The sequence below is a fragment of the Agromyces solani genome (genome assembly GCF_058349925.1).
Map to the genome: position 1 here is coordinate 538,921 of NZ_JBYRER010000002.1, position 12,155 is coordinate 551,075.

General features: G+C 72.0%; 12 protein-coding genes. 5 read left to right on the forward strand and 7 right to left on the reverse strand.

The genetic code is table 11. The annotated features are described in order from the left end of the window. Positions 1-119: 119 nt before the first annotated feature. From AC3RJ7_RS10220 to AC3RJ7_RS10230, 3 genes are all read left to right on the forward strand, one after another. Positions 120-2,003 (forward strand): phosphoenolpyruvate carboxykinase (GTP), encoded by a 1,884-nt coding sequence (locus tag AC3RJ7_RS10220; RefSeq protein ID WP_491456158.1) that lies wholly within the window; start codon positions 120-122, stop codon positions 2,001-2,003. Between the two features lie 124 nt (positions 2,004-2,127). After that, on the forward strand, positions 2,128-2,526 hold the full coding sequence (locus AC3RJ7_RS10225) for a DUF1622 domain-containing protein (protein WP_491455727.1): 399 nt from the start codon (positions 2,128-2,130) through the stop codon (positions 2,524-2,526). Between the two features lie 47 nt (positions 2,527-2,573). Continuing rightward, positions 2,574-3,068, forward strand: coding sequence for a 2'-5' RNA ligase family protein (locus AC3RJ7_RS10230; protein WP_491455728.1), 495 nt, complete (start codon positions 2,574-2,576; stop codon positions 3,066-3,068). Positions 3,069-3,108: 40 nt separating this feature from the next. Here AC3RJ7_RS10230 and AC3RJ7_RS10235 read toward each other — a convergent pair whose 3' ends face one another. From AC3RJ7_RS10235 to AC3RJ7_RS10255, 5 genes are all read right to left on the reverse strand, one after another. Further along, positions 3,109-3,942: a hypothetical protein gene (locus tag AC3RJ7_RS10235; RefSeq protein ID WP_491455729.1), complete on the reverse strand. Its 834-nt coding sequence runs from the start codon at positions 3,940-3,942 to the stop codon at positions 3,109-3,111. Between the two features lie 179 nt (positions 3,943-4,121). After that, the gene (locus AC3RJ7_RS10240) at positions 4,122-6,083 is read right to left on the reverse strand and encodes an ABC transporter ATP-binding protein (protein WP_491455730.1); all 1,962 of its coding nucleotides are present in this window, start codon (positions 6,081-6,083) and stop codon (positions 4,122-4,124) included. Positions 6,084-6,234: 151 nt separating this feature from the next. Further along, complete coding sequence (locus tag AC3RJ7_RS10245) at positions 6,235-6,462, reverse strand: hypothetical protein (protein ID WP_491455731.1); 228 nt, start codon at positions 6,460-6,462, stop codon at positions 6,235-6,237. 156 nt (positions 6,463-6,618) lie between these two features. After that, complete coding sequence (locus AC3RJ7_RS10250; RefSeq protein WP_491455732.1) at positions 6,619-7,608, reverse strand: carbohydrate kinase family protein; 990 nt, start codon at positions 7,606-7,608, stop codon at positions 6,619-6,621. Beyond that, positions 7,592-8,521, reverse strand: a complete 930-nt coding sequence (locus AC3RJ7_RS10255; RefSeq protein ID WP_491455733.1) for a pseudouridine-5'-phosphate glycosidase — start codon at positions 8,519-8,521, stop codon at positions 7,592-7,594. Before AC3RJ7_RS10255 ends, AC3RJ7_RS10250 begins: the two co-directional genes overlap by 17 nt. A gap of 146 nt (positions 8,522-8,667) precedes the next feature. Here AC3RJ7_RS10255 and AC3RJ7_RS10260 point away from each other — a divergent pair, with 146 nt between their 5' ends. Beyond that, positions 8,668-9,018, forward strand: coding sequence for a hypothetical protein (locus AC3RJ7_RS10260; protein ID WP_491455734.1), 351 nt, complete (start codon positions 8,668-8,670; stop codon positions 9,016-9,018). Positions 9,019-9,160: 142 nt separating this feature from the next. On the opposite strand, the gene AC3RJ7_RS10265 is transcribed toward AC3RJ7_RS10260, so the two are convergent. Both AC3RJ7_RS10265 and AC3RJ7_RS10270 read right to left on the reverse strand, forming a co-directional pair. Next, on the reverse strand, positions 9,161-9,658 hold the full coding sequence (locus AC3RJ7_RS10265; RefSeq protein WP_491455735.1) for a four-helix bundle copper-binding protein: 498 nt from the start codon (positions 9,656-9,658) through the stop codon (positions 9,161-9,163). 239 nt (positions 9,659-9,897) lie between these two features. Then, the gene (locus tag AC3RJ7_RS10270; RefSeq protein WP_491455736.1) at positions 9,898-11,283 is read right to left on the reverse strand and encodes an MFS transporter; all 1,386 of its coding nucleotides are present in this window, start codon (positions 11,281-11,283) and stop codon (positions 9,898-9,900) included. A gap of 314 nt (positions 11,284-11,597) precedes the next feature. On the opposite strand from AC3RJ7_RS10270, the gene AC3RJ7_RS10275 reads away from it, so the two are divergent. Further along, positions 11,598-12,050, forward strand: a complete 453-nt coding sequence (locus tag AC3RJ7_RS10275) for a DUF2269 family protein (RefSeq protein ID WP_491455737.1) — start codon at positions 11,598-11,600, stop codon at positions 12,048-12,050. Positions 12,051-12,155 lie beyond the last annotated feature (105 nt).

Below are 12,155 nucleotides of genomic sequence, written 5' to 3' on the forward strand. Positions count from 1 at the left end.
TATCGAAAGATCGCAGATTCTTAACACCCGAATTGGTCACCGGGATGTCTCGAACTGGCGCATTCTGGAAATACGAACCGATCCGGCGCCGTGCCGGGCACCACTTGGAAGGGACGATGATGACCATCTCCGGGCTCTCGACCGACACGGACGGCACCCAGGCATACGGCGACGGCCACGCGCAGCGCGGCACCACCGACTCGGCGCTCCGCGCATGGGTCGACGAGATCGCCGGCCTCACGAAGCCCGACGCCGTCGTGTGGTGCGACGGATCGCAGCACGAGGCCGACCTGCTCGAGCGCCAGCTCGTGGCCGAGGGCAAGCTCATCAAGCTCAACCCCGAGTGGCGCCCGAACAGCTACCTCGCCCGCACCGACCCGTCGGACGTCGCGCGCGTCGAGGACCGCACCTTCATCTGCTCGACCTACGAGGAGGACGCGGGCCCCACGAACAACTGGCGCGACCCGCGCGAGATGCGCGACGAGCTCACCGAGGTGTTCGACGGCTCGATGAAGGGCCGCACGATGTACGTCGTGCCGTTCTCGATGGGCCCGCTCGGCGGCCCGATCTCGCAGCTCGGCGTCGAGATCACCGACTCGCCCTACGTCGTGCTCTCCATGGGCATCATGACCCGCATGGGCGAGCAGGTGTACCGCCTCATCGAGGCCGGCGAGCCGTGGGTGCGCACGGTGCACTCGGTCGGCTACCCGCTCGTCGACGGCGTCGGCCACCGCCGCGCCGAGATCGAGTGGCCCTGCAACGACACGAAGTACATCGTGCAGTTCCCCGACTCGCGCGAGATCTGGTCGTACGGCTCGGGCTACGGCGGCAACGCCCTGCTCGCGAAGAAGTGCTTCGCGCTGCGCATCGCGAGCGTCATGGCCCGCGACGAGGGCTGGCTCGCCGAGCACATGCTGCTCATCAAGATCACGTCGCCCGAGGGCAAGTCGTACCACGTGGCCGCGGCGTTCCCGTCGGCGTGCGGCAAGACGAACCTCGCGATGCTGCAGCCCACGATCCCCGGCTGGAAGGTCGAGACGATCGGCGACGACATCGCCTGGATGCGTCCCGGCGACGACGGCCGCCTGTACGCGATCAACCCCGAGGCCGGCTTCTTCGGCGTCGCGCCCGGCACGGGCGAGTCGACGAACCCGACCGCGGTGCAGACCCTCTGGGGCAACACGATCTTCACGAACGTCGCGCTCCGCCCCGACGGCGACGTCTGGTGGGAGGGCCTGACCGACGAGGTGCCCGAGGAGCTCACCGACTGGGAGGGCAACCACTGGACGCCCGCCTCGGGTCGCCCCGCGGCCCACCCGAACTCGCGCTTCACGGTCGCCGCGGCGCAGTGCCCGCAGATCTCCGACGACTGGGACGCCCACGACGGCGTGCCGATCGACGCGATCCTGTTCGGCGGTCGTCGCGCGACGAACGTGCCGCTCGTCGCCGAGGCCCGCTCGTGGAAGCACGGCGTCTTCATGGGCGCGACCATCTCGTCGGAGAAGACCGCGGCCGCCGAGGGCACCGTCGGCGAGCTGCGCCGCGACCCGTTCGCGATGCTGCCCTTCTGCGGGTACAACATGGCCGACTACTGGGGCCACTGGGTGAAGATGGGCCGCGTGCTCGGTCAGAACGCGCCGAAGATCTTCCAGGTCAACTGGTTCCGCAAGGGTGCCGACGGCTCGTTCCTGTGGCCCGGGTTCGGCGAGAACTCGCGCGTGCTCGAGTGGATCGTGGGCCGCGTCGAGGGCACGGCCGACACGGTCGAGACCCCGATCGGCCTGCTGCCCGCCGCCGACTCGCTCGACCTCGACGGCCTCGAGATCAGCGACGAGACCCTCGCGCAGCTCTTCGACGTCGACCGCGACTCGTGGCTCGCCGAGTGCGACCTCACCGAGGAGTACTTCGCCCAGTTCGGCGACCGCGTGCCGGCCGCCCTCAAGGCCGAGCTCGCGAGCCTGCGCTACCACCTCGAGCACGAGTCGGCCCCGGTCGTCGAGTAGCGAAGCACGAACGCGCCGAGGGGGGCGGATGCCGGACGGCATCCGCCCCCTTCGGCGTCAACACGCGCGCCGGATCCGACCCGGGCCGCTTCGCCGGGGCTAGCGTGTGCGGCAGGAGGACGCCATGGAGTTCGGCCAGATCATCACGCGGGCGGGCGAGGTCATCGACGTCATCGGCGTGATCGCGATCGTCGTCGGCGTGCTCTATGCGATGGTGGATGCCGCGATCCGGCGCATCCGCAGGACCGGGCCGGTCTACGAGCGCTTCCGACGGGTGCTCGGCCGAGGCATCCTCGTGGGGCTCGAGCTCCTCGTCGCGGCCGACATCATCCGGACGGTCGCCGTGACGCCGACGCTCGAGTCGGTGGGCGTGCTCGGCCTCATCGTGCTGATCCGGACGTTCCTCAGCTGGTCCCTCGCCGTGGAGATCACCGGGCGGTGGCCGTGGCAGCGCGGAGGCGGCCCGACCCGCGACGACGAGTCCGGCGATGGCGCCGAGCAGGCGGCCGCGGCCGCGCGCTAGGTGCACCTGCCCGGACCGCCGCGCACGCGCCCGGATAGACTCGGCGGATGGCGCGCTTCGTCGTCGTCCTGCCGCTCTCGTCGCTCACCGTCGGCGACGAGTTCTCGGTCGCGCAGTGGCCGTTGCACGTGACCCTCGTCGAACCGTTCGAGACCGAGCTCGACGCCGACGCGATCGGCACGGCGCTCGCCGCCGTCGCCCGAGCTCCTGCACGACGACCGATCTCGGTCGCGGTCGGCGACGACGCGATGTTCGGCCCGCGCCGCGACATCCCCGTCTCGCTCGTGCGCGACGGCGGCGAGATCGCCGCCCTGCGCGCCGCGGCGATCGCGGCGCTGCGCGATCTCGGCATCGAACTCGTGCGCATGCGCCCCGACTTCCGCCCGCACGTCACCGCGAAGCGGCACGGACGGGTGCACCGCGGCGATCGCCTCGACCTCGGCACGATCTCGCTCGTGCGGCTCCGCCCGCCGGAGACCTCGCACCACGGCCGGATCATCGGGGTGTGGCCGTTGGACGGGGCCCCGGCGGGCGGAGGCTGAGGCGGCACGGCGGCGGATGCGCACCACGCCGGCGCCGGGCTCAGCCGGCGGTGTGCGGATCGTCGAGGTGGCCGACGAGGCGCAGCATCGCCGCGGGGGCGTACCGGAACTCCACGGTCCCGCTCGCCCCGGGCTCGGCCGGGCCCACCCACGTGCTCGAGCCCTCGTGCAGTCGCACCCAGCCGTCCTCGAAGAGCAGGTCGGTGCCGATGACGAAGGCCATCGCCGGGGTCTCGCCCTGGCGGACGGCGATCGAGCCCTCGAACACCTGGGACGCCTGGGCGTCGACCTCGGCGCGTGCCTGCACGCCGACGAGCGGTCGGGCGATCGGCGTCGCGAAGCCGGCTGCCTGGAACGGGCTCTGCTTGGCCGCGTCGGCGACGATGCCGAAGTTGACGCTCGTCGAGACGAGGCTGAGCGAGGCCTGCCCGTCGAGCACGAGCCGGCTCGACACGCTGAAGCGGTAGAAGAGGCGGCCGGATTCGCGAGCCGGCGGCAGCACCGCGGCACTCGCCCAGTTGCGCGACCAGGCGAGCGGACCGCGGTCGGCGTCGTGCTTCGGCGGGTCGTAGACGTTCGCGGTGAGGCGCACCGACCCGTCGGCGCGGGTGGGCGCGGCCTTCAGCGAGCTTCGCCCGCGGTCGTCGTCGGGCATGACGTCGCGCACGGCGGTGAAGGCCGGCAGCTCGAGCGGCTCCCAATGGCGCAGCCAGCCCTGGATGGCCGACTGAACCCGGTCGAACGAGTTGCCGAGGCCGGCGCGACGGATCGTGGCGGCGCCGTCGGCGGCCTCGGGCAGGTCGTCGACGAGGTCGACGGGGATGCCGTCGAAGGGGTCGAGGTCGCGTGCGGTGGGCACGGTGGCGATGGTCATGGCGGGTCCTCCAGGGGGCGTGGGCTCGGCGGCATCCGTGATCGGATGCGATGCCTCCACGCTAGGAAGCCGGTCGCGCCGGGCCATCCGAGCGAGCACTGAGGTTCGCCCGGGCTGACCCTGAACCCGCCGGGATGCCTCGGGGCCGACGTCACGGCTCCGAGGCGCGGTGCGGGGCCTCAGACGAGCAGCTGGTGCTCGGCGAGCTCGCGGTAGAGCGGCACGGTCGTGACGAGCTCCGAGTGGGTGCCCTCGCCGATGACCCGTCCGTCGTCGAGCACGACGATGCGGTCGGAGTCGATCACGGTCGAGAGCCGGTGCGCGATCACGATGAGCGTGCGCCCCGCGGCGACGGCGTCGATCGCCTCGCGCATCATGCGCTCGTTGACGCCGTCGAGCGACGACGTCGACTCGTCGAGCAGCAGGATCGGGGGCGCGGCGAGCAGGGCCCGGGCGATCGCGAGGCGCTGCCGCTCGCCGCCCGAGAGCATGATGCCGTCGTCGCCGACCGGGGCGCCGAGGCCGGCGGGGTCGCGGTCGAGCACGCCGCCGAGGTTGACCGCGCGCAGCACGTGCTCGCACTCGGCGTCGGTCGCGTCGGGCGAGCCGAGCAGCAGGTTCTCGCGCAGGGTGCCGGCGAGCACGGGGGCGTCCTGCTCGACGTAGCCGATCTGCGCCCGCAGCTCGGCGCGATCGATCGCGCGCAGGTCGAGCCCGCCCATGCGCACGGCGCCGACCGAGGGGTCGTAGAACCGCTCGATGAGGGCGAGGATCGTCGACTTGCCGGCGCCCGACGGCCCGACGAGCGCGATGCGCTGCCCCCGCGGAACCTCGAACGAGACGCCGCGCAGCACGGGCTGGCGCTCGGTGACGTCCGGTTCTGGCAGGTGCTCGTCGGGGGAGTCGTTCGCCGGGTCGGCCGGGTCCTGGCGGGTCGTCGCGTAGGCGAAGTGCACGTCGTCGAACGCGACGGCCGGCGCGTCGGGCAGCAGACCCTCGTTGGCGTCGCCGACGATGAGCGCGCGCGGTGCGAGCTCGCGGTCGTGCTCGTCCTCGTCGGGCAGGTCGAGGATCTCCTGGATGCGGCCGAGCGCGCCGAGCGCCGAGTTGACCGATGTGATCGCGCCGAACGCCTGCCCGAGCGGCAGGATCATCATGAAGAGGAACAGGATGAACGCGACGAGGTTCGCGACCGTGATCGCCCCCGACGCGACGCGGTAGCCGCCGACGCCGAGCACGACGAGGAACGACACCTGCATCGCGATGCCCGCGATCGGCACGATGAGCGCCGAGATCTTCGCGACCGCGACGCCCATGCGCCACGCGCCCTCGGCCTCGGACTCGACCGCCGCGATCTCGCGCTCGGTCGCGCCCGCGGCGCGGATGGTGCGCACGGCGCCGATCGCCCGCTCGACGCTCGCCGCGACATCCCCGACCTTGGCCTGGGCGGCGTGCGAGGCCTCGCGCACCCGCTGGGAGAGGAGGGTGACGGTCGTGATCGCGATGGCGACGACGAGCACCGTGAGCCCGAGCAGCACCGGGTCGAGGATGAGCATGGCGATGAGCGCGCCGATGAACGTCACGGTGCCGCCGATCGCCTCGACGAGGCCCTGGGTGAGCACGGCCCGCAGCATCGTCGTGTCGCTGCCGACGCGGGAGACGAGGTCGCCCGTGCGGCGGGTGTCGAACTCGGCGATCGGCAGGTTCAGCAGCTTCGAGATGAGCCGCTTGCGGCTCGACAGCACGACGCCCTCGCCCGTGCGCTGCAGCAGGTAGTGCTGGTAGCCCGAGATGACCCCGGAGATGACGACGAGGGCGATGAGCGCCCACACGACGCCGTTCAGGGGGTCGTCGGCCTCGACCATGTTGATGACGCGGCCGACGAGGAGCGGCTGCGCGAGGCTCGCGAGGGCGCCGACGACCGACAGCACGGCGACCCAGATGAGCACGGGGCGGTGCTCGAAGATGAAGGGCAGCAGCTGGCGGAACGTCGCGCGCGGGCCGGGCGGCTGCTCGCCGCGCCGGGCGAACGGCGAGGTGCGCCCGCGGCCGGCCTGGCGGGCGCCCGGCTGCGCAGGTCGTGCGGTGCGCCGTCGTGATTCGCGCTCGGCTCGGCGGGTGGGGGTCTCGCTGGTGCTCATCTTCACTCTCTGATTGCTCTCACGACCTGGTGACGGCGACGAACCGGATGCCTCGCGCCCCCGTCGCCGGCTCCGTCGCCGCATTGCAGCCTACGCGCCCCGACTGGGCTCGGTTCCCAGCTGCGCAGACGCCGCCGCCCGCTGCGGGCGGTCAGGAACGCCCGTACTTCTTGTGCACGGCCTGCTTCGAGACCTCGAGCGCGAGGGCGATGAGCTGCCAGCTCGATCCTGCGGCGCGTGCGCGCCGGACGGCGACGGCTTCGGCGCGATCGAGCTCGCGGTCGACCTCGACGCGCACGCGGCGGATCTCGCGCAGCGCGCGGTACGGGTCGTCGCCGTCGGCCGCGGCGATCGCGGTGCGGAGGGTTCGGTCGTCCATGGCGTCAACCGTAGTTGACGACGACGAATGCGTCAACCCGAGTTGACCGCGCCTCGGGAGGAGTTCGAACGGTCGGGGGGAGGGAATCTCGGATCGCGTCCTCCCGATCGTGCGATCTCCTCCCGATCGGTGTGCGGTTCCGCGACGTACGATCGCTCAGGACTCGGCGCCCGGAGCGGTGATGACGCGCGCGGCCTCCGCGTGCCCCGCGAGCACCGCCTCGAGGTCCGAGCTGCCGGAGAGCCTGGCGGCGAGGAAGCCGGCGGCGAAGGCATCGCCCGCCCCGGTGAGGTCGCGCGCACCGGGCACGGGCGCGACGGGGACCTCGGCGACGAGGACGCCCCGCGCGAACACCGTGGTCGGCTCCGGACCGTGCTTCACGACCGCCGTGACCGCGCCCCGCACGACCTCCGCCGCATCCGCGGCGGCGTCCGTGCCGCCCGTACCCGGCTCGGTCGTGCCCGCCGCGCGAGGGCCCGCCGCATCGAGCCCGAGCAGCGCCGCCTCGGTCTCGTTCGCGAAGAGCACGTCGGGCTCGAGCGAGCCGTAGAGCTCGAGCATCTCGGCGACGCCCACGCTCGTGAGCAGTCCCGTCGACGACGCGTCGACCGAGAGGCCCGCACCGCGCCGCCGCGCCTCGGCGACCAGCGCGAGCACCGCCGACCGCGCGGGCTCGCGCTCGAAGCCGTAGCTCGGCACGTGCAACCAGGCGACTCCGTCGAGCCACGCCGGCTCGACCGGCTCGAGCATCGCCGAGGCGCCCCGGTCGGGGAACATCGTGCGCTCGCCCGCCGGATCGACGATCACGACGACCGCCCCGGTCGTGCCCCGGCGTTGCACCCGCACGTCGGCGCCGCACGCCTCGAGGGCGCCGACGAGCGCGTCGCCCGCCGCATCGGGGCCGACGCAGCCGATGAACCTCGTCGCGACGCGCGGGGCCGCGAGTGCCGCCACGTTCGCCGCGCTGCCGCCGCGCGTGCGGAAGACCCGGGCGGCGGTGTCGGTGCCGTGCCGCACGGGCTCGGACACCCAGACGACGATGTCCTCCACGAGGTCGCCGACGACCACGAGCAGCGGCGGCGCCGAGTCATCCGCCTCGCCCTGGTGCCTGCCTGCCGGGTGCCGCCCGTCAGCGGGCGAGCGCACGTGCGATCTCCGCTCCGAGCGCGACGTTGCCGCGGTAGACCTCGAGATTGACCTCGAGGCTCAGCCCGCCGGTCGCCCGCTGGAACCGGTCGAGTAGGAACGGCGTCGTGTCGTGCCCCGTCACGCCGGCCGCCTCGGCTGCGGCGAGCGACTCGGCGAGCACCCGGTCGTGCAGCTCCGGATCGAGCTGCCGATCCGGCGCGACCGGGTTCGCGACGAGCACCGCCGCCCGCTGGCCGAGCTCGTCGCGCGCACGCGCGAGCGCGGCCGCCTCCGCGGGCGAGTCGACCCGGTAGTCGAGGCCGAAGCCCGAGTCGGTCACGGTGAACCCCGGGAAGCGGTTCGTGCGGTAGCCGACGACCGGAACGTTGAGCGTCTCGAGTCGTTCGAGCGTCGCGCCGATGTCGAGGATCGACTTCACCCCGGCGCTCACGAGCGTGATCGGGGTCTCGGCGAGCACGGGCAGGTCGGCCGACTCGTCGAAGCTCTCGCCGGCGCCGCGGTGCACCCCGCCGAGCCCGCCGGTCGACATGACGCGGATGCCGGCGCGGTCGGCGAGCCAGGCGGTCGCCGCGACGGTCGTCCCCGCGTCGAGCCGCTTCGCGCGGGCGATCGGCAGGTCGCGCACACTCGCCTTCACGACGTCGTCGGCCGTGCACAGCCGTTCGATCTCGGCGGCGGAGAGCCCGACGACCGCGACGCCGTCGACGACCCCGATCGTCGCGGGCACGACTCCGGCGTCGCGCACCTCGGCCTCGGAGCGCAGCCCGACGTCGAGGTTGCGCGGCCGCGGCAGGCCGTGCGTGAGGATGGTCGACTCGAGGGCGAGGACGGGCCGCCCCTCGTCGAGGGCGGCGCGCACCTCGTCGGAGACGCGGATGGCGGCGGTGGCGGGGTGCACGTCGGCGGGCATGCGGCCATGCTAGGTGCGACCGCCGGCAGGGCGCGGATGCCTCGCCCGATGCGGCACCGCACTGTTGCCGCGTGTGACGGCCCGCCGCGACATCCGTACGCGTCGCGCGTATCGTCGCCTGCACGAACCGATCACGAGGAGCCCTCATGTCGCACCGCGAGCCGCACGCCGTCACCGAGCCCCGCACGGGCGCGGCGATGGGCATGCGCGGCTGCGAGCACGCGAGCGTCTGCTCGAGCGATCGGCCCGGGCACGGCCTGCACGCGATGCAGCTGCGACTGGCGGCCGCGACGCCGTCGAAGTGGATCGACGCGATCGTCACGGCGATCGACGCCGACGGCTTCGCGACGGTCGAAGGGCTCGAGGGCGAGGCACGACGCGTCTGGCACCACGACGCGTTCGCGGGCGCGCTGCAGGCCGGCGACCCCGTCGCGGTGCACGCGGTCTACGGCGTGCTCGCCGCGGGCGGGCTGCGGTTCAGCGTCGCGGAGGCGTAGCCGCCACGGAGCGGTGGTCTCGATACAGCGCTTCGCGCCTACTCGACCGACCGAACGGGTGGTCTCGATACGGCGCTTCGCGCCTACTCGACCGACCGAACGGATGGTCTCGATACAGCGCTTCGCGCCTACTCGACCGACCTCATCCCATGGGCATCGCCCCGCTCATCGAGCCCATCATCTTCTCCATCGCGGCGGCGCACTGGTCGCACGCCATCGCGCACATGCGGCAGTGCTCGCTCATGTCGGCGTGCTCCATGCACTCGGCCGAGCAGGCGCGGCACATCGCGACCGTCGTCTGCATCATCGACGTCATCACCTGCGCGTCCATGCCGCGCATGCGCAGCATCATCCGCATCATGGTGTCGCAGACGTCGGCGCAGTTGGCGCACATCGCGGCGCACCGGCCCATGCCCTCGCCCGCGTCGGCGTCGGCGCACATGAGGCACGCCTGCATGCACGCGGAGAGGGCCTCCATACACTCCTGCATCATCGCGGCGTCCATGCCCTGCATCGGCATCTCCGCCGTCGACATGGCGTCCTTCATCATGTCCATCGTCATGTTCATCCGCGCACCCGTCCGCCCCGGGCGGCCGAGCGTCGACGGTGCCGACGGAGGAATCGGCGCCCTGCCGGTCATGCTACGCCGGGCGCTGCCGCGCCAGAAGGGGGCGCCGAACGCATGGTTTCAGGAGGAAGTGCGGGGCTCAGGACGATCTCGCGGCATTCGTCCTGAGCCGCCCACTTTCTCCTGAAACGGTGGACCCGGCGGGCCGGCGAACGTCTCGTGGGCAGCGCGGCCGGGTATGACGAAGGGCGGATGCCTCGGCTCGCGCGCGGCGCGAGACGAGGCATCCGCCCTTCGGGAAACGCGACGGGTCAGAGCACCGCCGACGACTCGAGGCCCGCCTCGTCGAAGTCGACGTCGCGGGTCTCCTTCGAGACGAGCAGCGCGATGAGCGTCAGCACGCCCATCACCGAGAGGTAGACGCCGACCCAGAACGGGCTTCCGCCGCCGGCGGCCCACAGCGCCGTGCCGATGAAGGGCGCGACGGCGGCGCCCAGGATCGAGGACACGTTGTACGAGATGCCCGACCCCGTGTAGCGCACGTTCGTCGGGAACAGCTCGGGCAGGAGCGCACCCATCGGCCCGAACGTCATGCCCATGAGCGCGAAGCCGATGACGAGCCATCCCATGACGCCGGCGAAGCCGACCGAGAGGAGCGGCACCCAGAGCAGGCCGAACACGATGATCGCCGACGTGACCCAGATGAGCGTCTTGCGGCGTCCCCAGCGGTCCGCCCAGGGGCCGGAGAGCATCGTGAATACCCCGAAGAACACGACGCCGCCGATGAGCATGAGCACGAACGTGTTGTACGAGTAGCCGAGGCCGGGCACCGGCGCGTCGACGGGCTTCGTGCCGTAGCCGAGCGAGAAGGTGGTCATCAGGTAGAAGAGCACGTACGTCGCGAGCATGAAGAACGTGCCGAGGATGAGCTGCTTCCAGTACCGCTTGAAGACGCTCGCGAGTGGCAGGCGCTCGATCCTGCCCCGCTTCGAGGCGTTGGCGAACGCCGTCGACTCGACGAGGCGGAGCCGCACCCACAGGCCGACGACCACCATCACGGCCGAGAAGAGGAACGGGATGCGCCATCCCCACTCGAGGAACTCGGCCGACGGCAGCGCGGAATTCGGGTCCTCCGACGGCAGCAGCGCGGCGATGACGAGGAACAGGCCGTTCGCGATGATGAATCCGATCGGCGCACCGAGCTGCGGGAACGTGCCGTACCAGGCGCGCTTGCCCTTCGGCGCGTTCTCCGTCGCGACGAGCGCGGCGCCCGACCATTCGCCGCCGAGCGCGAAGCCCTGCGCGATGCGCAGGATCACGAGGAGGAGCGGCGCGAGCCAGCCCACCATCGCGTAGGTGGGGAGGAGCCCGATGAGGAACGTCGCGATGCCCATCGTGAGCAGCGCGCCGACGAGCGTCGCCTTGCGGCCGACCCGGTCGCCGAGGTGGCCGAAGAACACGGCGCCGAGCGGGCGGGCGACCATCGCAGCACCGAACACGGCGAACGACGAGAGCAGCGCCGTGGTCGGGTCTCCGGCGGGGAAGAAGAGGTAGGGGAACACGAGCACGGCCGCGGTCGCGTAGACGTAGAAGTCGTAGAACTCGATCGTCGTGCCGATGAGGCTCGCGAGGATCACGCGACTGCGTGGATTGGCGGGTGCTGCGGGGGCGGCCGTGGCCGCGGTCGATGACGACATCGCTGCGAAGACTCCAGTGGTGGTGCGGGTGGCGCTGCACCCGGGGCACGTCGGTCTGGCGCTGGGCCGCGGGGCAGTCAAGGAATCGTCGCTTGTGGCAACCCGCATACGATACGGCAGGGATGCCTCGCCACCCCGCGATCGGGGGCCGTCGACGCCGACCGCTGCGACGAGCGGCGGTGATCGTGCGACGAACGGCGGGCTCCGGTCGGTCGAGGAGGCGCGCAGCGCCGTATCGGGGCCACCGGCTCGCGACATCCCCTTCAACCGAAGGTTCGACGCGGCGCAGCCGCCCGCCTCGTTAGGCTGTGCCCATGGATACCCTCTTCAGCGTTCTGCACGTCACCGCGGCCGTCTTCATCGTGGGGCCGATGGCGATCCTGCCGATGACCGCGATGCGCGCGGTGCGTGCCGGCAACGGCGCGCAGGTCGCCACGCTCGCGAAGTCGACGATGATCTTCAGCTGGCTGTCGCTCGCCGTCTTCGTGTTCGGCTTCGGCGCGATGAGCATGTCGGAGCACGACCTCTCCGTGACGACGCCGTGGATCCTCTGGTCGATCATCCTCTACGTCATCGCCTTCGGCCTGAGCCTGTTCGTCGTCGTCCCGGCCATGAACCGCGCCGCCGAGGCGCTGCAGGCGACGGGGGCGGATGCCTCGGGTGCGACGGCCGCCGAGGGCAAGGGCTACCCGGCGATCGCGGCCGGCAGCGGCATCGTGTCGCTCCTGCTCGTCGCCGTCGTCGTGCTCATGGTCTGGAAGCCGTAGGTCGGTCGAGTAGCGACGAAGGAGCGTATCGAGATCACCCCACCGAGTGGTCTCGATACGGCGCTTCGCGCCTACTCGACCGACTCTGCGGGGTCTCGATACGGC